Source organism: Enterovibrio paralichthyis, from assembly GCF_019209835.1.
Classification (GTDB): Bacteria; Pseudomonadota; Gammaproteobacteria; order Enterobacterales; family Vibrionaceae; genus Enterovibrio; species Enterovibrio paralichthyis.
Map to the genome: position 1 here is coordinate 332,650 of NZ_JAHUTS010000003.1, position 23,626 is coordinate 356,275.

General features: G+C 52.5%; 22 protein-coding genes. 11 read left to right on the forward strand and 11 right to left on the reverse strand.

Annotated elements, in window-relative coordinates; all coding sequences use genetic code 11:
* Nucleotides 1-245 precede the first annotated feature (245 nt).
* Nucleotides 246-902 carry a QnrS family quinolone resistance pentapeptide repeat protein gene (locus KU854_RS05735; protein WP_218357485.1) on the reverse strand — a complete coding sequence of 219 codons (657 nt, stop codon included), beginning with the start codon at nucleotides 900-902 and terminating at the stop codon, nucleotides 246-248.
* A gap of 410 nt (nucleotides 903-1,312) precedes the next feature.
* The gene (locus tag KU854_RS05740; protein ID WP_218357486.1) at nucleotides 1,313-2,437 is read right to left on the reverse strand and encodes a M14 family metallopeptidase; all 1,125 of its coding nucleotides are present in this window, start codon (nucleotides 2,435-2,437) and stop codon (nucleotides 1,313-1,315) included.
* A gap of 201 nt (nucleotides 2,438-2,638) precedes the next feature.
* Here KU854_RS05740 and KU854_RS05745 point away from each other — a divergent pair, with 201 nt between their 5' ends.
* The 7 genes from KU854_RS05745 (at nucleotide 2,639) to KU854_RS05775 (ending at nucleotide 10,591) form a co-directional block, all read left to right on the forward strand.
* On the forward strand, nucleotides 2,639-3,640 hold the full coding sequence (locus KU854_RS05745; RefSeq protein WP_472848980.1) for a dipeptidase: 1,002 nt from the start codon (nucleotides 2,639-2,641) through the stop codon (nucleotides 3,638-3,640).
* Nucleotides 3,641-3,677: 37 nt separating this feature from the next.
* Nucleotides 3,678-4,211: a DUF5943 domain-containing protein gene (locus KU854_RS05750; RefSeq protein ID WP_218357487.1), complete on the forward strand. Its 534-nt coding sequence runs from the start codon at nucleotides 3,678-3,680 to the stop codon at nucleotides 4,209-4,211.
* 57 nt (nucleotides 4,212-4,268) lie between these two features.
* On the forward strand, nucleotides 4,269-6,326 hold the full coding sequence (locus KU854_RS05755; RefSeq protein ID WP_218357488.1) for an oxidoreductase: 2,058 nt from the start codon (nucleotides 4,269-4,271) through the stop codon (nucleotides 6,324-6,326).
* Nucleotides 6,327-6,346: 20 nt separating this feature from the next.
* Nucleotides 6,347-8,248, forward strand: a complete 1,902-nt coding sequence (locus KU854_RS05760; protein ID WP_218357489.1) for a (Fe-S)-binding protein — start codon at nucleotides 6,347-6,349, stop codon at nucleotides 8,246-8,248.
* Nucleotides 8,249-8,252: 4 nt separating this feature from the next.
* The gene (locus KU854_RS05765) at nucleotides 8,253-9,458 is read left to right on the forward strand and encodes an electron transfer flavoprotein subunit alpha/FixB family protein (protein WP_218357490.1); all 1,206 of its coding nucleotides are present in this window, start codon (nucleotides 8,253-8,255) and stop codon (nucleotides 9,456-9,458) included.
* Nucleotides 9,448-10,221, forward strand: a complete 774-nt coding sequence (locus tag KU854_RS05770; RefSeq protein WP_218357491.1) for an electron transfer flavoprotein subunit beta — start codon at nucleotides 9,448-9,450, stop codon at nucleotides 10,219-10,221. The genes KU854_RS05765 and KU854_RS05770 overlap by 11 nt, the downstream gene beginning before the upstream one ends.
* A 142-nt stretch (nucleotides 10,222-10,363) precedes the next feature.
* Nucleotides 10,364-10,591 carry a glutaredoxin family protein gene (locus tag KU854_RS05775; protein ID WP_218357492.1) on the forward strand — a complete coding sequence of 76 codons (228 nt, stop codon included), beginning with the start codon at nucleotides 10,364-10,366 and terminating at the stop codon, nucleotides 10,589-10,591.
* Between the two features lie 71 nt (nucleotides 10,592-10,662).
* Here the strand turns inward: KU854_RS05775 and KU854_RS05780 are convergent, their stop codons facing one another.
* Together KU854_RS05780 and KU854_RS05785 are read right to left on the reverse strand one after the other, a co-directional pair.
* Nucleotides 10,663-12,210 (reverse strand): long-chain-fatty-acid--CoA ligase, encoded by a 1,548-nt coding sequence (locus KU854_RS05780; protein WP_218357493.1) that lies wholly within the window; start codon nucleotides 12,208-12,210, stop codon nucleotides 10,663-10,665.
* A gap of 240 nt (nucleotides 12,211-12,450) precedes the next feature.
* Nucleotides 12,451-13,800 (reverse strand): magnesium transporter, encoded by a 1,350-nt coding sequence (locus KU854_RS05785; RefSeq protein ID WP_218357494.1) that lies wholly within the window; start codon nucleotides 13,798-13,800, stop codon nucleotides 12,451-12,453.
* 127 nt (nucleotides 13,801-13,927) lie between these two features.
* On the opposite strand from KU854_RS05785, the gene KU854_RS05790 reads away from it, so the two are divergent.
* Entirely contained in the window at nucleotides 13,928-14,857 is a 930-nt protein-coding gene (locus tag KU854_RS05790; RefSeq protein WP_218357495.1) for a CorA family divalent cation transporter, read from the forward strand.
* Nucleotides 14,857-15,438, forward strand: coding sequence for a mechanosensitive ion channel family protein (locus tag KU854_RS05795; RefSeq protein WP_218357496.1), 582 nt, complete (start codon nucleotides 14,857-14,859; stop codon nucleotides 15,436-15,438). The genes KU854_RS05790 and KU854_RS05795 overlap by 1 nt, the downstream gene beginning before the upstream one ends.
* A gap of 80 nt (nucleotides 15,439-15,518) precedes the next feature.
* Here the strand turns inward: KU854_RS05795 and KU854_RS05800 are convergent, their stop codons facing one another.
* The 5 genes from KU854_RS05800 to KU854_RS05815 all read right to left on the reverse strand — a co-directional run bounded on the left by KU854_RS05800 (nucleotide 15,519) and on the right by KU854_RS05815 (nucleotide 19,763).
* Entirely contained in the window at nucleotides 15,519-17,252 is a 1,734-nt protein-coding gene (locus KU854_RS05800) for a methyl-accepting chemotaxis protein (RefSeq protein ID WP_218357497.1), read from the reverse strand.
* 262 nt (nucleotides 17,253-17,514) lie between these two features.
* Nucleotides 17,515-17,814 (reverse strand): hypothetical protein, encoded by a 300-nt coding sequence (locus KU854_RS25140; protein ID WP_418885842.1) that lies wholly within the window; start codon nucleotides 17,812-17,814, stop codon nucleotides 17,515-17,517.
* On the reverse strand, nucleotides 17,697-17,987 hold the full coding sequence (locus KU854_RS24800) for a hypothetical protein (RefSeq protein WP_255555433.1): 291 nt from the start codon (nucleotides 17,985-17,987) through the stop codon (nucleotides 17,697-17,699). The genes KU854_RS25140 and KU854_RS24800 overlap by 118 nt, the downstream gene beginning before the upstream one ends.
* Nucleotides 17,988-18,109: 122 nt before the next feature.
* Nucleotides 18,110-18,418 (reverse strand): thiamine-binding protein, encoded by a 309-nt coding sequence (locus KU854_RS05810; RefSeq protein WP_218357550.1) that lies wholly within the window; start codon nucleotides 18,416-18,418, stop codon nucleotides 18,110-18,112.
* A gap of 112 nt (nucleotides 18,419-18,530) precedes the next feature.
* Entirely contained in the window at nucleotides 18,531-19,763 is a 1,233-nt protein-coding gene (locus KU854_RS05815) for a DEAD/DEAH box helicase (RefSeq protein WP_218357498.1), read from the reverse strand.
* 187 nt (nucleotides 19,764-19,950) lie between these two features.
* Between KU854_RS05815 and KU854_RS05820 the strand changes: the two genes are divergently transcribed.
* Both KU854_RS05820 and KU854_RS05825 read left to right on the forward strand, forming a co-directional pair.
* Nucleotides 19,951-21,420 carry a glutamate-cysteine ligase family protein gene (locus KU854_RS05820; RefSeq protein WP_218357499.1) on the forward strand — a complete coding sequence of 490 codons (1,470 nt, stop codon included), beginning with the start codon at nucleotides 19,951-19,953 and terminating at the stop codon, nucleotides 21,418-21,420.
* 43 nt (nucleotides 21,421-21,463) lie between these two features.
* Nucleotides 21,464-22,474 (forward strand): M14 family metallopeptidase, encoded by a 1,011-nt coding sequence (locus KU854_RS05825; RefSeq protein ID WP_218357500.1) that lies wholly within the window; start codon nucleotides 21,464-21,466, stop codon nucleotides 22,472-22,474.
* Here the strand turns inward: KU854_RS05825 and KU854_RS05830 are convergent.
* Together KU854_RS05830 and KU854_RS05835 are read right to left on the reverse strand one after the other, a co-directional pair.
* Nucleotides 22,471-22,944 carry a DUF1353 domain-containing protein gene (locus KU854_RS05830; RefSeq protein WP_218357501.1) on the reverse strand — a complete coding sequence of 158 codons (474 nt, stop codon included), beginning with the start codon at nucleotides 22,942-22,944 and terminating at the stop codon, nucleotides 22,471-22,473. The genes KU854_RS05825 and KU854_RS05830 overlap by 4 nt on opposite strands.
* Nucleotides 22,945-23,185: 241 nt before the next feature.
* Nucleotides 23,186-23,434 (reverse strand): type II toxin-antitoxin system Phd/YefM family antitoxin, encoded by a 249-nt coding sequence (locus tag KU854_RS05835; RefSeq protein ID WP_218357502.1) that lies wholly within the window; start codon nucleotides 23,432-23,434, stop codon nucleotides 23,186-23,188.
* Nucleotides 23,435-23,626: the final 192 nt, after the last annotated feature.

Sequence of the window (23,626 nt, forward strand, 5' to 3'; positions counted from 1 at the left end):
AGAGGAAGCTGACACCGTTATTTTGACGCTGCCCAATCTTGTATAGGAAGTGGGATTATTGATGTCAATTTTGTTGGGCATATTTTGCTTTGGTGCCAACAGACGGACTATGAAAATTGTGGATTCAATAGGGACAAAAGTGAGCTAGAGGCATTGCTCTAGCTCGGGTGATTTAGATTAGAAAATGTATTGATGCCGTATATAGTCTATCTTGCTTGCGGCCCTCAGCAGGTATTCATAAGCATCTAGTCAGGAAAAACAATAATACCCAGCGTTTCGAGAAGCTGTTCTTGCTGCCAAGCTGCAATTTTGATGCCTGATGTATCGACTTTGCGGGGATCTAAACCGTCGAGTTCAGCGTGGCATAAATTGGCACCCTGTAGGCTAAATTGCCCCCAGACATCTTCGGAAAAAACACCTCGACTTAAGTCTGACTCTTTCAGTGATGCACCCGCTAGGTGAGTACCTATCCAGCGATTTTCAAACAGCTCACATTTTTCTAAACAAACCCGCTCCATATTGGCATAGGAAAGGTTACATCCAGTAATAAAGGCTGAGCAAAAGTACATACGATTACTCACTTGATTGGCAAAGTTTGCTCGGGAAAAATTGGCACCTTTTAAATCACACTCACGTAACTCAATACCGTAGCAATTGGCGTTACTGAAGTTTGCCATCGCAAGTTGGCATTGTTGGAAACTTGCATCGCGAAGATCTGCGACATCAAAGTGGCAGCCTTCGATATCCCCCTGTTCAATGAACTTGCAGTTAACGAATGTCGCATCGCGCAAGTTAGCACGTCGAAAGTCGCAGCGAATAAAAGTGCAAGCAGTGAACGTGAGAGCACTTAAGTCTTTATGTGAAAAGTTGTGGTACCGATAAGTATGATTGTAGGTTTCCATGAGGGCTCCTTGCTGAACTGAAAGCAAGACTACCATTATGCTTATGCGAAGACATTAAAATAAAAGCCTATAAAATCAATATTTTAAAACCCTTCGATTTGCCTGTTTTAAGGGGTCAAATTGGTACGTAGCGGGCCTATCGCTCCAGCATTAATACGCGGCGCTGTTGAAAAAAGTTATCCGCTTTACATTGGGGTAGGCCAGCTGAGCTTTATTAGGTAGCGTTGGCTGCAGTTTCTTTTCAACTTTTGTGAATCTCGCGCTAGAAACTCGACAGCCCCAAGTTCAGGTTAAGAATGGTATGGCAAAAATTAATTTGCATTTGCAACTGATATTCAGTTCTGCACAGCTTTGGGGCTAGTCCAAAAAAAACGCCACCTTCCGGTGGCGCTCTCATTTCAATCAGCCTATCAAAGCTTCGGCAATGTCGCCCAAATCGCGGCGAGCATATCGCTGCCAAATGCGGCGCTGCGTTGTGGAGACCAACCATAAACTTCATCCGGTTGATCATGGTGGTCTTTAAATGGCATTTCGACCGTGTAAGACAAACACTTAAATTCCTCTGCCACCCACTTTGAACCTACCGTCAGATTTGCCTTGCCCGGCTCGCTTTTCGGGTAGCCGTGCTCGTCCTGAAACTCTGGGGTGATGGTCAGCAATACCTGCTTGAAGTGGTTTTCCTGCGCAGCCATTTTCTCATCGTAAGAGGGTACACCTTCGCTGCCTGCGACAAAGTTGTATGGAATCGCTTCATCACCATGAATGTCGAGAAACATATCTACGCCGGTTTCCAACATACGCGCACGCACGTAAAACACTTCCGGGCTGCGCTCGACCGATGGCGTTTGCCATTCACGGTTCAGGTTCACACCAATTGCATTGTGGCGCAGGTGACCGCGAATGCTGCCGTCCGGATTCATGTTGGGTACCACGCGGATAACGGTATTTTCAATCAGCGCTTTGCCCACGGTGTCGGTTTCATCCAGTAGGCGCATCAGCAGACCTTCGATAAACCATTCCGCCATGGTTTCGCCTGGGTGTTGGCGACCAATGATCCAGATGTTTTTCTTACCTTCCGCTGGCTCGCCAATGGTCAGCAGACTGATGTCGTTGCCATCAATCGTTGCACCCAGGGTTTCCAGTTTGCAGGCATAGTGAGTCTGGGCGTTGTGCAGCAGATCCTGATGACGCTCGTATGAATAAGGCGCGAAGTAAGCGAAATACATGGAGCTGGCTTCCGGGATCACCGAAAAGCGCAGGGTATCGCCATCAAATTCAGCTGGGATACGGAACCATTCATTGCGGTCATACGAAGCGACAACGTCGTAATCTTTCCAACCTTCCGGATAGGCAGATTTAGCCAGATCCAGAATTGAGAACTGGTGCAGCTCGGTGGAGGTGCTTTCCAAACGGAAATGGAACCATTGTGCGATATCAGTCTGGTTATCGGCCGGGATCGTCAGCTGGATATTGTCCGCTGAATCAGCAGAAACCACATTGATGTTTCCGCTTTCGAAGTTGCTGAAAATTTTCATTTTTTATCGTGGTGTAGGGGAGTGTGAAAACCACATTAGCACAGTTTAAACGCGAACAAAGGGGGCGAGAGTGTGAGAATTTATAAATATCTCAATATCCCCCTGACGCATTCCATCATTGAATTGTCGCAATCGCGTCGCTGATTCACCTCTCGGTTGGTTACTTTGGTACAAAGGAAACCTTCGCAGGGAATGAACACCATGTCAGACACCAACATGACGGCTGCTGAGTTGCACCGCGACGCTATCATCATTGATGGCCTAATCATCGCCAAATGGGATCGGGCGCTTTTTGAAGACATGGCGAAAGGAGGGCTGACTGCCGCCAACTGCACCGTGTCTGTGTGGGAGGGTTTTCAGGGCACTGTTGACAACATTGTCGAGTTTAATCAACTGCTGCAGGAAAATAGCGACCTTATCCGCCCGGTTCGCTGTACGGATGACATTCTCGCTGCCAAACGTGAAGGGAAAACCGGCATCATGCTCGGTTTCCAGAACGTCCATGCCTTTGAAGACAAACTTGGCTACATTGAGATTTTCAAAAAGCTCGGTGTTGGCATCGCCCAGATGGCATATAACACACAGAACCTCGTCGGTACGGGCTGCTATGAACGCGATGGCGGACTTTCCGGCTATGGCCGTGAAGTGGTGGCGGAAATGAACCGTGTTGGCATCATGTGCGACCTTTCCCATGTCGGGCCCAAAACCTCTGAAGAAGTCATTCTCGAATCGAAAAAGCCGGTTTGTTATTCCCACTGTCTGCCGCTCGGCCTGAAAGAACACCCACGCAATAAATCTGATGAAGAGCTGAAATTTATCGCCGACCACGATGGCTTTATCGGCGTCACCATGTTCGCCCCTTTCCTCAAAAACGGCATCAATTCGACCATTGAAGATTACGTTGAAGCGATTAATTACATCGTCGACTTGGTGGGCGAGGACTGCGTTGGTATCGGCACGGATTTCACCCAGGGGCACGATCAGGCGTTTTTTGAATGGATCACCCACGACAAAGGCTATGCCCGCCGCCTGACCCGCTTTGGCGAAATCATCAACCCCAAAGGTATCCGCACTGTCGGTGAATTTCCAAACCTGACAGCCGCGCTCCTTGCTGATGGCTGGTCGCCGGAGAAAGTGCGCAAAATCATGGGCGGCAACTGGGTCAAGGTACTGAAAGAAGTCTGGGGCGAAAACGAAGCCTGATTTTCCTCACTTATTTAAAGATACGGAGAACGCAATCATGGGGCATCACCCACCGGAAATTCCCATTCAGGTTGACGACGAAACCGGCGTCTGGAGCACGGACGGTTTGCCCATGCTCTACGTGCCGCGCCACTTTTTTATCAATAACCATGCGGCGGTGGAGGATGCCATCGGCGCAGAGCAATACGCGGAACTGCTCTACAAAGCGGGCTACAAATCTGCCTATTACTGGTGCGAACAGGAAGGGGAAACCCACGGCATTTCCGGCGCTGAGGTGTTCGACCACTACATGAAGCGGCTGTCGCAGCGTGGCTGGGGACAGTTTTTTATCGAGACGCTGGATGTGTCCAGCGGTACAGCGCGGGTGAGGCTCGAAAACTCCGCTTTTGTTTATTACTACGGCAAGGTGAACCGCAAAGTGGATTACATGTTCACAGGCTGGTTTGCCGGTGCGATGGATCAGGTCACAGAGAGCGTCGGCTTCCCGCTAAAGACGGTCGCGGTGCAATTGCAAAGCGGCTCGGAAGACGGCTGTGAATTTGGCCTTTTCGAAGTAAAGCCGGGCGCTTAAGCGTAGGAGCGGACCCAGGACCCAGGACCCAGGACCCAAAACCAACAAGGAAATGCCATGTCCCAGTTTGATGCGATTTTCCAGCCTTTGGCGATTAACAAACTTACCATTCGCAACCGGGTGATCAGCACTGCCCATGCGGAGGTATACGCCACAGAAAACGGGATGCCCACCGAGCGCTATATCAAGTATTACGAGGAAAAAGCCAAAGGCGGCATTGGACTTTGTGTGTGTGGCGGTTCCAGCCCGGTGTCTATCGACAGCCCGCAGCATTGGTGGAGTTCGGTGAACATGAGCACCGACGATGTCATCCCCCATTTGCAAAACCTCGCGGATGCCATGCACAAACATGGCGCACACATCATGATCCAGATAACCCACATGGGGCGACGCTCGCGCTGGGATGGCGGCAACTGGCCAACCTTGATGAGCCCAAGCGGCATCCGAGAGCCGGTTCACCGCGCTACCTGTAAAACCATCGAGCCAGAAGAGATCTGGCGCATCATCGGGGATTTCGCCAAAGCCACCAAACGGGCGAAAGACGGCGGGTTGGACGGTGTCGAGCTTTCTTTCGCGCACCAGCATCTGGTCGATCAGTTCTGGAGCTCCCGCGTGAATAAACGCACCGATGAATGGGGCGGCAGTTTTGAAAACCGTATGCGCTTTGGTACCGAGGTGCTGAAAGCGGTGCGTGAAGCTGTAGGGCCGGACTTTGCGGTTGGCATCCGTATGACAGGGGACGAATTCCACCCGGATGGTCTTAATCAAGATGATATGAAAGAGATCGCGGCTTACTACGACAGCCTTGGGATGATTGATTTCTTCAGTATCGTGGGCTCGGGTTGCGATACCCACAATACGCTGGCGAATGTGATTCCTAATATGACCTATCCGCCAGAGCCCTTTATCCACTTGGCGGCGGGCATCCGCAGTGTGGTGAATGTGCCTGTGATGCACGCGCAGAACATCAAAGATCCGGTGCAGGCAGCGCGCGCGCTGGAAAGTGGCCTGATTGATTTTGTCGGCATGACCCGCGCCCACATTGCTGATCCACATCTCATCACCAAAGTGAAACTCGGCCAGACCGACCAAATCCGCCAATGTGTCGGCGCGAACTACTGCATAGACCGCCAGTATCAGGGCATTGATGTGCTCTGTATCCAGAACGCGGCAACCTCCCGCGAAGGCAAAGTGCCGCACATTATCAGCAAAACCGATGGCCCGATTCGCAAAGTGGTGGTGGTCGGCGGTGGCCCCGGCGGCATGGAAGCGGCGCGGGTGTGTGCCGAGCGCGGTCATAATGTCACCCTGTTTGAAAAAAGCGCCACGCTGGGCGGCCAAATTTCCTTGGCAGCCAAAGCGCCACAGCGCGAGCAGATTGCAGGGATCACCCGTTGGTTTGATTTGGAATTGCGTCGGCTTGGCGTGAATCTGGTGTTTGATGTCACCGCGGATGAATCCGTGATCATGGCGGAAAATCCCGATGTCGTGGTGCTGGCGGTGGGTGGCAAACCCTTTATCAACCAGCAGCCGGAATGGGGCGGGGATGATGGCCTGATCACCAGCACCTGGGACATTCTGAGCGGCGCGGTGGAGCCGGGCAAAAATGTGGTGATTTACGACACCATCTGCGAATTCGCGGGTATGTCGGTTGCCGATTACCTCGCGGCAAAAGGCTCACTGGTGGAGATTGTCACCGACGACATCAAACCCGGCGTGGCAGTCGGCGGCACCAGCTTCCCGACCTATTACCGCAGCCTCTATGAGCGCGATGTGGTGATGACACCGGATCTGGTACTGGAATCTGTCTACCGCGAAGGGGACAAACTGATTGCCCGCTTTGAGAACGAATACACCGGCGTGCGTGAAGAGCGGGTGGTGGATCAGGTGATTGTCGAAAACGGCGTGAGGCCGGATGAATCCCTCTACTATGCGTTGAAAGAAGGCTCCCGCAACCACGGGCAGGTGGATATTGATGCCCTGTTTGCCTTCGAACCGCAGCCTGCATTCAGCGAAAGTGGCGGTTACCTGCTCTACCGCATCGGTGATTGCAGCGCCCAGCGCAATATTCACGCAGCCATCTACGACGCGCTGCGTCTGTTTAAAGATCTGTAAGCCACGGCGGGGTAGCGGATATGTGGACAGCCCTGATAGGCCCAATGCTGGTCGTCGCCGTTCTCCTTTTTATCGCAGGTGCGTTCCAGCGTATCCGTATTTGGCGGCGGGGTAAGGGCTCGCCGCAACCTGTTTTTGCTGCATTGAAGGCCATTCCAGAGCGATACCTGAAAGACTTGCACGATGTGGTGGCAAGGGATAACGCCTTTGCCCGCACCCATGTCGCCACGGCAGGCGGCTTTGTTGCCGCCATGGTGCTGATGGTGCTGATATTCGTGCTTGGGCTTCAGTTCTCCTTCTTCCATGTGTTGCTGTTACTTGCCTTTGCAGGCATGGCTTATGGTGCGTTTCAGGTGAAGAAACGTCGAAATAATCCTCCGCCAAATCTTTCTAAAGGAGTCTGGCAACGGCTACCTGTAGTGCTGCTGACCTTTTCCATCACCGGTTTAATTCTGGCACTTGTCACCCTGTTCCATGACGGTGATACCACCCTGGTGTTGGACTTGGCGGTGGTTGCCGGTATCGGTTACGGCCTGTTTATATTGGTGGTGGGTATGACCTGGGGCGGGGCGATGAAGCATGCCTTTGCAGGCGCGCTGCATTTGGGATTTCACCGTCGGCAGGAGCGTTTTGGTGGTGGCCGTTCAACGGGACTTAAGCCGATTGATTTGAACGAAAACACGCTGGGTGCAGAAAAGCCGTCGGATTTTTTCTGGAATCAACTGTTGGGCTTTGATGCCTGTGTGCAGTGCGGCCGCTGCGAGAAAGTATGCCCTGCATTCGCGGCTGGGCAGCCGCTCAACCCCAAGAAGCTGATTCAGGATCTGGTGGTGGGCATGGCAGGCAATGACACCAGCCAATACAGCGGCAGCCCGTATCCGGGGAAACCGACGGAAACCCGCTTTGGTGCGCCGGATAAACCGCTGTTTGATGGCTTATTGGATGCCGACACGGTCTGGTCTTGCACCACCTGCCGCGCTTGTGTGGAAGAGTGCCCGATGATGATTGAGCATGTTGATGCCATTGTCGATATGCGCCGTAACCTCACCTTGGCAAAAGGGGCGACGGCGGGGAAAGGCGTCGACGCACTGCAAAACCTGATCGCGACGGATAACCCCAACGGTTTCTCACCTAAAAACCGTGCCCACTGGGCAGTGGATTTGAAGCTGGATATTCTCGCTGACGTGGGCAGTACCGATGTGCTGCTCTGGGCGGGTGACGGAGCATTTGACCTGGCATATCAGCGCACCCTGCGCGCCGTGGTGACCCTGCTCAGGAAAGCCGGTATTGAATTCGCTATCCTTGGCAATGAAGAACTGGACAGCGGTGATTTGGCGCGTCGCCTTGGTGATGAAGCCACCTTCCAGCGTCTGGCCAAAGCCAATATCCAGACCCTGAGCAAATACCAGTTCAACCGTATCGTCACGCCTGACCCCCATGCTTTTCATGTGTTGAAAAATGAATACGGGGATTTCGGCGGAAACTATGAAGTTTTCCACCACACTCAGGTGCTTGCTGATCTTGTCGAGCTTGGCAATTTGACGCTGAAGCCTTTAAAAGCGCAGACAGTGACCTATCACGACCCCTGTTACCTTGGCCGCTATAACGGTGGCTATGACGCGCCTCGTGCCTTACTGCAGGCCATCGGGTTGAGCGTTAGTGAAATGGAGCGATCCGGTTATCGCTCCCGCTGTTGTGGCGGTGGTGGCGGTGCACCCGTCACCGATATACCCGGCGAGCAGCGCATTGCCGATATGCGCATGGACGATGCGCGTGAAACCGGTGCTTCGATGGTGGCGGTGGCGTGTCCACAATGTGCCGTGATGCTGGAAGGCGTGGTCATGCCAAGGCCGGAAGTGCGCGATATTGCAGTCATGCTGCTCGATGCAGTCGCGGACGACACGCAGGCAAAAGGGGCATAGCGAGATGGACGAGATAAAACGGGTTGACCCGCGCCAACAAAGGATCCTCCGCAATCGCCTGCACCCAGAGCATGATGCGGCGGTGTCAGCAGTCAGCGTTTCCGCCTCTGGCTTGCTGCGCAAAAATCCGCACCAGCAGGGTTACCTTTCTGCAGAAGGCATCAAGCGCATTGACCGCTCCGGTGATGCTGCGCAAATGACAGGGCAGGCGAAAAAGGCGCAAGCGGCGACGCTTCCCCTTCGCTCTGTTGCAACGCCCACGGATTACATCGTGGTGTTTTCCGATGCCGACAGCGAAAAGCTCACGGTACTGGATAAAGACATGTTGGGGCTGGCGCACCAACTGGCGCACGATTCAACCGCTGTGCTGCTTATCACCTTGCACCCGAGAAATGACGATCTGGCCGCAGCAGGTGCGGATCGCGTGTTGATGTTGGGTAATGGCGAGCAGTTTGCGCCGGATAGCTGGTTGGCCACCTTGCTGGCACTCCATGACTCCCTCAATGTGCGCCACTGGATTGTGGCTGATGGTTCTTTGGTGGGGGGACATTTGGCGCGTTTGCTGGCGGCAAATCTGGGTGTTCGCCCTGTGACGCGGGGCAAGCTGTTTGCCGACGAAGCACTCACCTGTGGCGGTGGTGATCCTTCCCTGCAGGCGCAACGTGAACTCTCGCCCGTCTTGCTGGTGGAAGAGCAGGTCGCCGACCCGATTACGGGATTCGTTTGCGGTGCAGAAGCGATGGGCATGCCAGAAACTTCCGCACCGCAAACCGTCACTGACAACGGCCGCGTCGCCGTCGACCCTGCCCATATTCCGCTGGCAGAAACCCGATTTATCCTTTCTGCGGGAAATGGCGTGAATAACTGGGCGCTTTACCATCAATGTGCAAAAGCGCTGGGCGCGACGGAAGGTGCAAGCCGTGTAGCGGTGGATAATGGCAATATGCCAAGGTCAACCCAGGTGGGAGCGACCGGTACCTATGTGAACGCTAAAGTGTATATCGCGGTGGGGATCTCCGGCGCGATCCAGCATTTACAGGGGATGACCCATTGCGAAACCGTCATTGCGATCAACGCTGATCCCAATTGCGACATGGTCAAACGCGCCGATCTGAGTGTGATCGCCGACAGCAGCGAAGTCATGCAGGCGCTGGTGGATGCGGTATCCGGCAGTGGCAATGCAAAAGGGGAGTGGGAACATGCAGGTTAATTCTGATGTGATGGTGCTGGTTTCTGTTGGTCAGCATCCCCTTTCCGGCCGTCCACGCCGCGCCGAGCGCGATGCCAAAGCGCTGGAATTGGCGTTGTCACTAGACGGGATACCATCTGTTGTACTGGCAGGGGACCCTGATTCTGCGGCGGTGCGAGAATACCTCGGCATGGGTCTGCCCAAACTCAACGTGCTGAAACAACCCGAACAGGCGGATACCAGCGTAGCGTTGTGCGAATTCGTCAAAAGCGGGCAGCCTTCCTTGGTGCTTTGCGGTGCGCGTGCTGAACAGGGCGAATCCTCCGGTATGGTGCCGTACCTTGTCGCCAAAGCCCTCAATGCCGCTGTGGTGCCGGAAGTGGTGACTGTGCTCTCGCGCTCAGAAGATGCTGTGGAAGTGTTACAGGCATTGGCAGGTGGTCAAAGGCGCAAGCTGCGGGCGACCTTACCCGCGGTGCTCATTGCCAGCCAGTCTGCACCGGATGCCAGACAAAGTGCCTTTACCAAAGCCCGTGATGGGTTAGTCAAGGTGCTGGAAGTGGCTGTAGTCGACGATACTGAAAAGCAAGGTTGGCAGTGGCAACCCGCGAAATCGCGCCCCAAGCGAACCAAAACCGTCGCTGCAACGGCATCAAGCCGCGATCGCTTTCGCGCTGCAACCGCAGCGCAGGCATCATCCGGTGGTGAAGTGCTCCGCGATGTCCCCGCAAACGAAGCGGCTGAAAAGGTTTTGAAGCTGCTAAAAGAGAAAGGTGTTCTATAGCTTTCGTGACAGTGTCACGATTTAGAGTGACACTGTTTGCTGTTTATCCATTCCATGCCTCCGCTCACTTCTCAACACGAAATCCCTCCAAGAATCGTATACAATTCGAGCCAAATAATGTCTCAACCAAGGTGACTGCCTGATGAAACGGATCGTCCTTTATACCTCCAGCAAATGCCCCCATTGCGTTGCGGCCAAACAGTACTTTGACAGTAAAAAACTGACCTACAGACTGTGCGATGTGGGCACCCCAAGGGGCAGAAAAGAACACGCAGCGTTGGGCGCGCGCGGTGTACCTGTGATCAAAATTGGCGATCGCGTATTGCACGGTTTTTCGGTGAAGGCAGTGGAGCAGGCGCTGAAAGATTAAGGGTGAGAGCTTTCCGGGTGGGGGAGGCTGCAACGTGTTCAAGCTAACCCATTGCAGCCTCCTTGGGGGAATTACTCCTCGTCAGGTTTTGGGTGGAGCTCCCGCTTCAATATTTTGCCCGTCGCCGTCATTGGAAATGAGGTGCGGATAACAATCTGGCGCGGGTATTTGTAATCGGCCAATTGCTCCTTGCACCAGGCAATCAGGGCTTCGCTGTCGGTTTGGGCATCAGCTTTTAGCCTCACATGCGCGTAGATTTCTTCGCCCAGACTCTGGTGCGGTTCCCCCACCACAGCTACCATTTCAATGTCCGGGTGGCACATCATCACTTCTTCAATCTCACGCGGATAAACGTTGTAGCCGCCGCGGATAATCATATCCTTGACGCGATCGACAATGAACAGGTTGCCATGTTCGTCGATATGGCCAACATCGCCGGTTTTGAACCATCCATCAATAAAGGCAGCTTCCGTGGCTTCCGGACGGTTGTAATACCCTTTCATCACGCTTGGGCTTTTCACACAGATTTCGCCATGCTCGCCTACTGGTTGGGTATTTCCCGCCAAATCGACAGTTTTTACCAGATGCCCACACAATGGCTGGCCGACACTGCCAGGCAGGCGGTCGCTGTCGAGGTGGTTGAAAGTGGCAACCGGTGCGGTTTCAGACAGCCCGTAGCCTTCCAGAATCGGCACTTCGAAGCGTGATTCAAACTGGCGAATTATCTCTACCGGCATAGATGCACCACCGGAAATACAGACGCGCAGGCTCTGCTTCACTTGCTCAGCTTGTTCTTCCGCCTGCTCGCTGGCGGTGAGCAGGGCGATATACATGGTTGGGACACCGGCAAATACGGTGACTTGGCGGGCGATAATTTGGGTGATGACAGATGCCGGATCAAATCGTGGAATGAGCACAATCGCTGCACCGGTGAGGATACTTGCATTCATCATCACGGTCTGGCCAAAGCTGTGGAACAGAGGTAGCGTCGCCATAGTGGTGTCTTTATGTTCCAGACGCATCAGATACTGGGACGACATCGCGTTGGTCATCATATTGGTGTGGGAAAGCTCTGCCCCTTTTGGTTGGCCAGTGGTACCCGAGGTGTAGAGGATCACTGCGGTGTCATCACCATTGCGTGCGATGGTATTGAAAGTGTCGCTTTCCTGCACCAACCACGCTGCGAGAGAAGTGTCTGCCTGAGTCGGATCGCCTGGCATGGCAACAAAGTGTTCACACTTGTCTGCCTGATCGAATCCATCCCGGCCAAATTTGCCTATCGGTAACTCTTCGGTGCCGTCGAAGCAGAGGTAAGCTTTGGCGCCCGAGTCGCCGAGGTGATAGGCAATTTCACGCTGCTTGAACAGCACATTGAGTGGTACAACGACACAGCCTGCTTTCAGGATGCCGTAATAAGCGATTGGGAAATAGGGAATGTTGGGGCAGGACAGGGCGACTTTATCTCCCGGCTTCAAACCCAGCCGGACAAGGTTGTGTGCCACTTTTGATGCCAGCGCATCCAACTGGGCATAGGAATAGCTGTCGTTCCCCATGTTCAGCGCTGTCTTTTGCGGAAACAGCGCCGCGCTGCGTTCCAGATTCACAGCCAGATTGTGCATACCAAACGCTCCTGTCGTTTCATTCTGTTTTTCCACAATCACCCGTCTATTGACTGGGGGTTGTTGTGGCATAAACGATAAACGTACAACATCCTGTTAACCTCAGCGTGGATAAATTCTGCAAAAAGTGAGCTGTGAATCAGGCCGTCAGGGAGGATGTGACAGCGGGCAGGTTATTGGAGAGGGGATACAAAAACGCCCCGGAAAAATCGGGGCGTTTGAAGCATTTTTCTCAGATTATCAGCCAAGTAACAGCAAACTACCCAAGCCGAGGAAGGCAACAAAACCGACAATATCGGTCACGGTTGTCAGGATCACGGAGCCCGACAGCGCTGGGTCGATTTTCAGCTTGTCCAGCAGCACCGGAATGAAGATACCGGAGATGGAAGCGCAGACAATGTTGGCGACAATGGCAATACCAATCACCACGCCCAGTTTGACATCGCCAAACCAGAACCCAGCCACTAAGCCAATCACCACGGCCCAGAGCACCCCGTTCAGCGCGCCGACTTTCACTTCTTTATTGAGCAGGGGCTTTAAGTTGGCACGGGAGATCTGTCCGAGTGCCAGACCACGCACAATCAGGGTCAGTGTCTGGCTACCGGCAATGCCGCCCATGGAAGCTACCACCGGCATCAATACTGCCAGCGCGACGACTTGTTGCAACGTGGCTTCAAACAAACCGATAAACCATGACGCTAACAGCGCTGTCATCAGGTTGATACCCAGCCAGACAGCGCGGTTTTGCGCACTTTTTCGTACCGGGGCGAACAAGTCGGCGTCTTCGTCCAAACCCGCAGAGGCCATCATTTGCGATTCGGCTCTTTCGCTTTGTAACTCGTAAGCCGTGCCCATATCCAAACGGCCGATCAGCAATCCGCCGTCAGTCACAACCGGCAACGACGACTCACCACTTGCGGCCACTTTGTCTGCCGCCGCATAGATATCATCTTTGGCGTTCAGGGTTGGAAAGTCTTCTTCGGCAAATTCAGCGATCCGCAGGGTAGGGTCTGCGCCAAACAGGCGGTTAATCCGCGCTGCGCCCACCAGGTTGCCACGGCTGTCGACCAGATAAATCACATGGCTGTGTGGTGGCAAGGTGCGGCGCAGCAGTCTTGTTACCACTTTCATTTTGGTTTTGGCCGGCACCACCAATGGCTGGTGATCACACCAGTGACCGACTTCTTCATCATCGTATTGTTGCGCGGCGGAGTAACGGTGTTGTTGCTCCTCATCCATGCGCCCGATGACGTTTTCAAGCAGGTGCTCCGGCAGGCTGTCCTGCAATTCCAGCAGGGTGTCCGCATCAATACCGGTAAACAGCGCAAGCAGCCGGTTCTCGTCCTGGTTTTCGAGTATAGAGGCGCTCGCATCGAGGCGCATTTCTACCAGAACCGCGACTTTTCGATCGTCAGAGATTTGGTCCCACGTGCTGAGACGTTCAGACCACGGCAAAGATTCCAGCAACAGGGCCAGATCTGCGTCAGATTTGTCCTGCTCGAGTTGTTCAATCATTGCCTGTTGAGTGTTGGTGTCGTCCGAGTGCGTCAGCAGCTCGTCGACCACATCCTGAATTGTATTGTTTTCCATTTCACACCGCCTTTCCTGTGAGGCGCCAAGAATAAGTGACAGGCGCGTGCTACTGCAATGAAAAAGATTTGCGCCACAACCCCATTTGTACAATTAATATTAGGCCGGAAAGACAAAGGGATAAGTTATGACTGCATCAATCATCACCAGCTGGGATTTTTCTTCCTCACCACCCCAAAAACATGACAAGGCAAGTGACAAAGTGTGTCCGGGAAATTGGTACCACTGTCAACGTGATGCTGCGGGTTTGAGAGAGTGGCTGGAAGAGGCGGCGATCCCGACAGAAGTGGTGGATTCCCTGCTGGCCGATGACACCCGTCCCCGTTTTGAACGTTTCAGTGACGACTGTGTTTTGGTGATCCTGCGTGGGATTAACCTCAATGAAGGTTCGGACCCAGACGATATGCTCAGCCTTCGTATTCTCTGGTACAAAGGCGCGGTGATTTCAACGCGCAAAAAACCGTCGAAAGCGGTGTCGCTGATGATCAACCAGCTAGAAAACGGCTTTGGCCCCAAAACTCTGCCGGAAGTGATCCTCCACATGGCCAACGGTATCAACAGCATCATTGAAGATTTCCTCGACCCAGTGGAAGATTTTATAGATGCGCTGGATAACGGCGAGACGGAAAAGCCTATTAAAGCGACCTATTCCCGCCTGTTGCGCCTGCGTCGTTACCTCAAGCCGCAAAGCTATGTCTATCAGGATTTGCTGGACGCCAAACTGCCGTTTCTGGCTTCGCAACGTAACCACTTTAAAAACTGTCTGGATACCACGGCGCGCATTAATGAATCCATTGAGTTCTATCTCGACCAGATTGACCTTTATGTTGCCAACTGGAACCAGCAACAGGCCGAAGTCATGAACCGAAATACCTACCTGTTTTCGGTGATTGCGGGTATCTTCCTGCCTGCGGGATTTTTCACCGGTTTGTTGGGTGTGAACATTGGCGGGATACCGGGCACGCAGGACCCCATCGCCTTTCCGTTGTTTTGCATTGCGCTGCTGGTGGTCGTGGTGATTGAAGTGGTTATTTTGAAGCGATTAAGGTTTATTTGATGGTCGAGTTCTTACAGGGAAATGTTTGGGTTAAGCAGGTATTGCTCGGCCTTGGCCTGATTTTGGCTTATGTGATTTTACGTCGCATCGGACAAAAGTGGATTAAAACGCTGGCGGATAACAAGCGGGTAGAACTGAAGCGCAAACGCTTTGTGATGAAATCCTTTAACGCCTCCCTGTTTTTACTGTTTGTGGCGTTTTTCACCATTTTGCTGGATTTGGGCTTCGGCGATATTTCCCTGTTTCTTTCATCCATCTTTGCAGTGCTGGGTGTGGCTTTGTTCGCCCAATGGTCGATTCTGAGTAACCTGACTGCCAGTGTCCTGATTTTCTTTGTTTTCCCTTACCGAATTGGCGACAGGGTAAAGGTGTCTGACAAGGACGACGATGTCAGTGGGGTGATCATCGATATCACCATGTTCCACGTTCTCCTGCGCCACGAAAACGGCAACATCATCACTTACCCCAATAACCTGATGCTGCAAAAAGGGGTAACCAAAGTACTCTCTGATACCAAGCCGAAAGCGTTGGACAGACGCAAGCGGATGCTGACAAAGCCGGTGAAGCTGGAAAAACGTTAGAGACTGTTTAACCGTTTAACAGTTAGCCAGAAAAGACAAAGGCCACATGATGTGGCCTTTGGTGTTTTTCACGTTTGGTCTTAAGCGCTTTTTTTCGTCGATTCCAGCGACTTGGCGCTTTGGTTGAGCGAGGTAACCGACTGTTCGACAGCATTGATGCTGTTTGACACATCGGCAGACAAATCGCCAATTTGGGTAATACTGCGGGTAATGCTGTTCGCCACCTGGGATTGCTCGTCTGTCGAGGCGGTAATTTCCGAGTTCAGGGCAAAGATCTGGCGGGTACTGTCTTTTATCTGGCCAAAGACATCGCCGATTGCCTGAATGCTGTGGCTGGAGCTTTCCATCAGTTTTGCAGCCTGTTCGATAGAATCACCCATGGAGTTGGTTTTCTGTTGCAGGCTGGCGATGATTTCTTCAATCTCATTGGTGGAGTCCTGCGTGCGCTGTGCCAGCGAACGTACTTCGTCTGCAACCACCGCAAAGCCGCGACCTTGCTCACCTGCACGGGCTGCCTCAATCGCAGCGTTCAGTGCCAGCAGGTTAGTTTGTTCGGCAATCGCTTTAATCACATCCAGTACGCCGGAAACCTGCGCACTTTCGGTAATCAACCCACTCATGGCTGACTGTGATTTCGAGAATTCTGATTGCAGGGTCGACATAGAACCAAGCGCTGAATTCATCGCGTTTTCACCCTGACCCACATTCGCGTCGTTCTGTGATGCTTTGCTTTCCGCATCGCGGGTCACTTCCGCTACGCGGGACAGGGCAGTGGACATTTCTTCCACCGCAGCCACCACAGAGTAGGTTTCGCGTTTCAACGCATCTGCACTGCCGGCGCAGGAAGTCACCGCGACGCTTGTAGACTCAGACAAATCGAAGATTTGTTTCGAGAGTTGATCGCGGTTCTTGTTCGCTGCTTCAAGGCTTTCAAGCAGCGCATTGACCTGCTTACCAATGTTCGCAACCTCGCCTTTGCCAAGGTTTTGGATACGCAGGGAAACATCCTGAGAGCTACTGATCTTACTCAATTGTTGGCTGAGCTTGGAAACCGGTGAAGAAACTGAGCGGCTGACCACAATAAAGCCCGCAGCTGACACGGCCATTATGGACACCATAATTGCAAGCGTGAATATAACTGCGTTATACAGCGCGTCGAAGTCGTCCTCGAAGTGACCCCGCGTTCGCACTTCCAACTCCGAGAAGAAGGAATCGATCGGTTTCATGACCTTGGCTTTTTCTTCATGGTACTTTTTGCTGTGCAACAGTTTGGCAGCCATGGCCGGATCCGCTTCGCCCTTGACGGTGTATTTACCGGTGTTTGGGTCTTTATACAGACCTTTCACGGCGTTCATGGCTTCAACTTCAAGATTTACCAAGGCATCAGAATTGCCCTGTGCCTCTTTAAGGAGTGCAAATTCAAAATCGGAAAAGCCCAGATTTTGCATGCGTTGCTGGATAGAGATGGTCTGGCCGTCCGGCTTCGGTTTTTGGCCGTAATCCAAAACCAGATCCCAATAAATCTGGTGATATTTCTGCGGCAGTGGTTTTTCACCATTTCGGATCGCAAGAATATCGAGATACATCTTCTCGTAGTCTTCGTTACCTGTCAGCGCATAAGTCCGCGCAAGACGGGTAAGGTCATCCGAACTTTGGCGAAGTTCATCAGCGGTCTGGTACGACGAATAACGTACTTCAGACGTGCTTTTCAGGTCATTGGTGGAGTTCAAGACGTTTATCGTTAGGAGGATGGTGACAATGGCCAGAACGGCGATCAGGCCAAACACCAAAGACATGATACTTTTTGTTTTCATTCTTGTGTTCCTTGATACGGCTGCGTGGGCAGTGGGGCGAGCAACAAATGCTCAGTTTTAAAAATAGTAACAGTTGTGAAATAAGCAAGATTCTAGAGGAGTTATTCGATACCGAAGCCGTTAATCAAGCATCACCATTCGGTATGGAACAAAGGGGATGGGTAAGGGTTGGGAATAATTGGCGAGTTTGTCATTCAAAGACGTTGTTGTCCTATCACTTGTCCCAAAACCAATATTGAACCTCGCTATCCAAAGCGGCGTTTTAGAACATATACACCGCACCGGAATAGATAGCGTTAGCACTGTATGTCGTTTCTGATCCATCAATTGTGATTCCCGTCGCTTCGCTGTCTTCATCGTAAGCGCCAACCACCACGGTTAAGCTATCGGAACTGACATCAATGCTATGTTCAAAATAGTCATATTCATTGGTATTTGAGGCTTTTAAGTAAGCGCTTTGGCTCCAACTTCCCCCATTGTTTTCAAAAAGATAGGTGGCACCAGACCACGTTTTCGTGCCTGTGTCAGTGGTTTCTGAACCATCGAGGATGCCGCTGTCCAGGTAAATAGGGGTTGTTTGGGGCCTGATGTAGCTGCGCGGATACTGCTTAAATTGAATGACGAGAGTGCAGGGAGCGTGGCCGTATTCGGTTCTTCGCTACAGCCACTGAGAGCCAGAAGTAACAGAAAAGAAAGGGATTTCGCAACGTCTTTCATGACGAGCGTGCGTCTCATTACTGATAACTGCTTTAGTATTAGCGATGGATATTCGGTTTGCTTATTTCCTTGCTAAAGCAGCGCGATGAAAAAATCCACCCGAAGGTGGATTCTGTGACTGTGCCTGTTGCGAACGCGCCTTACTTTTCTACGAACATGTGGTTGGCTTTGGTCACGCCGCGGTGATAGGTGCAGAAGGTATCTGTTGCCGCTTCTGTCTTGCTGTGGATTTTGATGTTAGTGATCACTTCCAGCGCGCCTGCGTCGTAACAAGCCTGCTGCGCTTTTTTCACCACTTCCAGCAGGTAATCCAGTTCACCTTTCATGGTGGTTTCCATTGCACCGACCTGATATGGCACGTTGGCGGCCTTCACCACCTCAATGGCTTTGTCGACCACTTCAAAGTTGTTGCCTTCTTTAAGGCGTGGGATGACCTGAAAAGCCAGCATGACGTGGTTTTCTTGAATGTTGACTGCGTTGTTTTCTGACATTTTTTGTTCGTTCAACAATTTATGGGCGCAGGCATACTACACCGGAATGCGCCTGATTTTGAATTGATGCTTATCGCTTTTTCGCGCCTGCTTTTTTCAGCAGTTGGTGCTTCAGGCGACGCTTCTCACCGCCACGGCCACCGCGTTTTTCATGGTGCTCGATATCCGCTTTCAAATCCGGTTCGAACCCTGCCAGCCATTCTTGTGGCAGGCGTTGGTCGAGCAGAGTTTCAATCGCGGTCAGCATGCTTTCCTCTTCACGGCTGACTAGTGAGATCGCCATGCCGGATTTGCCTGCGCGGCCAGTGCGTCCAATGCGGTGGATGTAATCTTCCGGCTGGTGAGGCAGTTCGTAGTTGAACACGGTGTCCAGTGATGGAATATCCAGACCACGCGCTGCCACATCCGTTGCAATCAACACGCGCACGGTGCCATTTTTAAAGCCTTCCAGAGCGCGGTTACGTGCGCCTTGGGTTCTCTCGCCGTGAATCGCTTCCGCCGCAAGGCCATCCAGTTTCAGTTCATTGGCGAGCGCTTCTGTTGTCTGGCGCGTTTTGGCAAACACCAGCACCTGTTGCAGGTTGCGGCTGCCAATCAGGTAGGAAAGTAGTTCGCGTTTGCGTCTTCTATCAACTGGGTGCACCAGCTGGTTCACGGTATCGGCGGTGCTGTTGACGGTCGAAACCTCGATGCGCACCGGATTGTTCAGCAGACGGTAAGCCAAATCCATCACTTGCTTTGGATAGGTCGCTGAGAAGAACAGGGTCTGACGCTCTTGCGGCATTTTCTTCATCAGGCGTTTGATGTCGGGCATAAAGCCCATGTCCAGCATGCGGTCGGCTTCATCCAGTACCAGTGTATCCAGGCTAGCCAGTGATAGGGTACCGATGTGCAGGTGGTCAAGCAGACGACCCGGCGTACCCACCACGATTTCCGGTTTCTTCGCCAGCTGGCTTTTCTGCGGATTGATGTTCGCACCGCCGTAAAGCGCCACGCATTTCAGCGGGGTGTGTTGGCTGTATTCTGCCACTTTGTCGTACACCTGCTGCGCCAGTTCGCGGGTAGGGGTAACAATCAGCACGCGGGTTGCGCCTTTTACGCCCTGTTCAATCAAGCGGTGGATCAGCGGCAGGGTAAACGCCGCGGTTTTGCCGGTACCTGTCTGCGCCGCGCCCATCACGTCTTTGCCGTCCAATACCTGCGGAATCGCCTGTTGTTGGATCTCGGTCGGCTGGGTGTAGCCCAGTTCGTTCAGGGTTTGTTGTAGGGTAGGGTGAAGGCGTGAAAACGCAGTGTCAGACATCTCTAAAATCCGGCCAAAAAATCGGAGCGCGAGTGTAGCAGATCCTTCTTCTACACGGAAATTTGATGCACAAGCCCACTCACATCTGGGACAAGCCGCGTGATTCTGCCGCCTTGCCCCGCTAGCTACCTGTAAGCGCTCGAATTTTGTTCTATGTTAAAAATGAAGTCAGGCGAGGGATAACAGCGTGGGACAGAGCATAAATAAAACCTCGTTTAGCGCCAGCGATCATGAAAAGTTCGCCAAGCAGCTAAAGGATGAACTGGATGAGCTGGAAGCTCTTCTGGAAAAGCCGGGGTGGGGTGTTGGCACCTGCACTGTGGGGGCAGAGCTTGAGCTTTACCTTACCGACAAAAACGGACGTCCGGCTCATTACAACCTCGATTTATTGGACAAAGCCGCAGACCCCCTGATGACGGCGGAAATCAACCGCTTCAATCTCGAATACAACTGCCCCTACACCGAATTCGGCGGCGCGCCATTCACTTTCCTGAAGAAAAAAATGGATGAGCGCTTGCTCTCGCTTCAGGCGCTGGCAACCAAAGACGGTGTGACCGTCACGCCGATTGGCATTCTGCCGACGCTGCGAAACGGGGATTTCGGTCTGGCTTCCATGACAGATTCACCGCGGTATCACGCCTTAACCGAAATCCTTTGTAAATCCCGCGGTGGGCCGTTTCATGTGCGAATCCATGGTGTGGAAAGTCTTGAAATTGATGCGGAAGATTTAACCCTTGAAGGGGCGAACACATCGTTTCAGGTTCATTACCGGGTGACACCGGATGAATTCGCGGATTGGTATAACAGTTTCCAGTTGGCGACGATTTTCACTCTGGCGATTGGTGCCAACTCTCCGATTTTCCTGCAAAAGAAGTTGTGGCACGAAACCCGTATTCCGTTGTTTAAGCAGTCAATCGACAGCCGTAACCTGTGTGGCGTGAATTGGCATGCGCCCGCCCGTGTGTCGTTTGGCAACGGTTATGTGCGCAAAAGCGCGCTGGAACTTTTCAGGCAGGGCGTCAGCTTGCAACCTGTGTTGTTGCCGGAGACCAACAATTCACGGTGCAAAGAAGGCTGTGGCCCAAGGCTGGAAGCGCTCCGGCTGCACCAGAGCACTATCTGGAGCTGGAACCGCGCTGTGTATGATGATGCTGATGGTGGTCACTTGCGTATCGAGCTTCGCAGCCTGCCTGCAGGGCCAACCACGCTGGACATGGTTGCAAACGCAGCGCTTTGTATCGGACTGGCGCAGGTGTTCCGGCAGGATTTGGATCGCCTGATGGACAGGCTTCCTTTCGAATTTGCCAAATACAATTTCTACCGTGCTGCCCAGTATGGCGTTGATGCCTATATCCTTTGGGAGTCGGAGCTTGGCGTTTTGCAGGAGTACCCATTGGTCGATGTGCTGTCGAGATTCCTGCCCAAGGTGGCGGACGCTTTGATTAGCCTTGGTATCTCGCGGCTGGAAGCCGATATGCTAATGGCGGTGATTGAACACCGCGTGTCGAAACGTCAGAGCGGCGCAAGCTGGCAACTGGCGACGCTTGAACACTTCGAGCGCAAATATGCCAAAGACGAAGCACTGAACAGAATGTTTGCCTTGTATCAAAAGCAATATTTATCAGGTGAGCCGGTTTCACACTGGCCCATTTTATGATGCAGTAATGGGCTTTACCCTTTAACACGGACGAGAGGAAATAATGAAATTGCATGACGTTAGCTGGCCCACCCAAAGTGAACTGGAGCGGGGGCTTGTTGCCTGGCTGGATACGCTGCCGGGGGCAAGTTGGCTGACGTTGCCGGGTCGGGATCAATCCCGTCACCGTGTGGTGGTGACCTTGCTGCATGGCAATGAACCATCTGGCACCAAAGCGCTGTGGCATTTTTTTCATCAACCTTTTGAGTGTGCCGTCACCACCCATTTCTGCCTCGCGAACGTGAATGCGGCCTTGTTTGATACACCATTTTCAACCCGTCATCTGGAAAACAAACCGGACATGAACCGTTGCTTTGGCCGCAATGGCGACGATGACAGCTATGACGTAGCCGCAGCGATCATGGCACGGATCCGCGCGCTGAAACCGGAAGCCGTGGTCGATATCCATAACACCTCCGGCTCGGGCCCTTCGTTTGCTGTCACCATTGTTGATGACGAAAAACACCGCCATGTTTCCTCTCTGTTCACCGAGCGGATGCTTTGCAGCAGCGTGCGTTTAGGCGCGTTGATGGAGCAGACCTCCGAAGAGACGCCAATCCTGACCATCGAATGTGGTGGCGCACAGGATATTGCGGCAGACGAGGTAGCGAAAAACGGCCTGCACCATTTCCTCCATGCCGATGACATCTTCCAGAACCACACCGGATTCTGGCCGCTCGACTTGCTTTACCACCCGGTTCGTGTGCAGCTGAAACTTGAACTGGAATTGTGTTACCACGACCGGAAAGTGGATGAGGCCGACTTGACCCTGCCACCGGATATTGACCGTCACAATTTCGGCTGGATGGCGGCAGACAGCATGATTGGCTGGCTTGGTGCCAAGGGGCTGGATGCGATGACCACCAACGACGGCGAAGGCGGTCACCCGATTGATGCCTTGTTCTATGAGCAAGATGGCGAGCTTCGCCTGAAACAGGCATCGAAGCTATTTATGATCACCACCCGGCGTGACATCGCCCTGTCTGACTGCCTGTTTTATATGGTCGTGGATTAAACTGCTACTCGCACTTGATCCATGGTGTCGATGATTTCCTGCGGAAACTGGTAGCGATCAAAGTTATCGCGGTTTTTAACCAGCTTGCAGAGCCGCCTCAACATGTTTTTGTCGTCTTCATCGTTATCCCAGAAGAAGCCTCCTGCGGCTCGCACTGCGCCCCAAATCATATTGGCGCGCAGGTTGTCGACACCGTTTTGCAACAGCAGCTTGTAGAGAATATCGTCCGTGGTTTCGCGATCGACCTGATGGTTGTAGAAAAGCCAGTCGTGAACCAGTGAGGGCATCATCACATCAGGGTGGAACGGGGTGAAGGTGATTTGCCATGCTGCAGCAGGAATGGTCGCCCCGTCATAACGGAAATACTTGGGCACCACGATATCCACGCCATTCACTTCAATTTCAAAATCCCACGTCAGTTCGTATTTATTGGTCAATGCGCTGGGCTGTAGCTTCGGCTGTTTGAGCATAGGTTTCTCCTCGTTTGTCGTTCTCAGGAGCCTAGTTCACCGGGCGCTATGCGCTAAAACCGTCGCGTGTGGATTGGGAGAAAATATCTGGGGTAAAACGGGTGTCAGCGAAATGACCTTGAGGTGTAATGCTGGAGAGATAAGTGAGCGGTGGCTTTGTTGTTTGAGGGCTTTCGATGGATTTTCTAAGCGCTCGATTAGCTTTTTCTACTATTTGAGAGCTCTCTTTTTAATGGCGAGTTTATAGGCCATCAATACTTGCCGAAATGCTCTCTTCAGACTCACGCTCTTTGGCGATAGCTAGCAACTCAAGATCTTCTAGCCTATCCATCATCATCTCGTACGCTTCCGCTGGTACGCAATAAAATACGGATTCATTTCGGTTCAATACAGCAACAGGTTCGCCGTCAGCACTAGTTGCAACTTTCATAGGGTTAGCTTTTAACTCTGTAATGCTTGCAGCAACATCAGCCAAAATTCTAGAGGTCATAATTTAGGTCTCTAATCTGGTCTCTCAAGTGGTTACTTTAGATTCAATCAAGCGGTATAACAAGGCGCTGAACCGGGTGATTTATATTCGTGCTTATTAGTTAAGGTGTTGGGTTGTAGCCTCGGCTGTTGGAGCATGGATTTCTCGTGTGTGGTGACTAAGTCATTCGATAGCTTTTGGCTGCTGAGGTGC

Coding starts and splice junctions, on each gene's coding strand:
- KU854_RS05735 (WP_218357485.1), bottom strand. CDS start 902: ATGGAAACCTACAATCATACTTATCGGTACCACAACTTTTCACATAAA.
- KU854_RS05740 (WP_218357486.1), bottom strand. CDS start 2,437: ATGAAAATTTTCAGCAACTTCGAAAGCGGAAACATCAATGTGGTTTCT.
- KU854_RS05745 (WP_472848980.1), top strand. CDS start 2,639: ATGTCAGACACCAACATGACGGCTGCTGAGTTGCACCGCGACGCTATC.
- KU854_RS05750 (WP_218357487.1), top strand. CDS start 3,678: ATGGGGCATCACCCACCGGAAATTCCCATTCAGGTTGACGACGAAACC.
- KU854_RS05755 (WP_218357488.1), top strand. CDS start 4,269: ATGTCCCAGTTTGATGCGATTTTCCAGCCTTTGGCGATTAACAAACTT.
- KU854_RS05760 (WP_218357489.1), top strand. CDS start 6,347: ATGTGGACAGCCCTGATAGGCCCAATGCTGGTCGTCGCCGTTCTCCTT.
- KU854_RS05765 (WP_218357490.1), top strand. CDS start 8,253: ATGGACGAGATAAAACGGGTTGACCCGCGCCAACAAAGGATCCTCCGC.
- KU854_RS05770 (WP_218357491.1), top strand. CDS start 9,448: ATGCAGGTTAATTCTGATGTGATGGTGCTGGTTTCTGTTGGTCAGCAT.
- KU854_RS05775 (WP_218357492.1), top strand. CDS start 10,364: ATGAAACGGATCGTCCTTTATACCTCCAGCAAATGCCCCCATTGCGTT.
- KU854_RS05780 (WP_218357493.1), bottom strand. CDS start 12,210: ATGCACAATCTGGCTGTGAATCTGGAACGCAGCGCGGCGCTGTTTCCG.
- KU854_RS05785 (WP_218357494.1), bottom strand. CDS start 13,800: ATGGAAAACAATACAATTCAGGATGTGGTCGACGAGCTGCTGACGCAC.
- KU854_RS05790 (WP_218357495.1), top strand. CDS start 13,928: ATGACTGCATCAATCATCACCAGCTGGGATTTTTCTTCCTCACCACCC.
- KU854_RS05795 (WP_218357496.1), top strand. CDS start 14,857: ATGGTCGAGTTCTTACAGGGAAATGTTTGGGTTAAGCAGGTATTGCTC.
- KU854_RS05800 (WP_218357497.1), bottom strand. CDS start 17,252: ATGAAAACAAAAAGTATCATGTCTTTGGTGTTTGGCCTGATCGCCGTT.
- KU854_RS24800 (WP_255555433.1), bottom strand. CDS start 17,987: ATGAGACGCACGCTCGTCATGAAAGACGTTGCGAAATCCCTTTCTTTT.
- KU854_RS05810 (WP_218357550.1), bottom strand. CDS start 18,418: ATGCTGGCTTTTCAGGTCATCCCACGCCTTAAAGAAGGCAACAACTTT.
- KU854_RS05815 (WP_218357498.1), bottom strand. CDS start 19,763: ATGTCTGACACTGCGTTTTCACGCCTTCACCCTACCCTACAACAAACC.
- KU854_RS05825 (WP_218357500.1), top strand. CDS start 21,464: ATGAAATTGCATGACGTTAGCTGGCCCACCCAAAGTGAACTGGAGCGG.
- KU854_RS05830 (WP_218357501.1), bottom strand. CDS start 22,944: ATGCTCAAACAGCCGAAGCTACAGCCCAGCGCATTGACCAATAAATAC.
- KU854_RS05835 (WP_218357502.1), bottom strand. CDS start 23,434: ATGACCTCTAGAATTTTGGCTGATGTTGCTGCAAGCATTACAGAGTTA.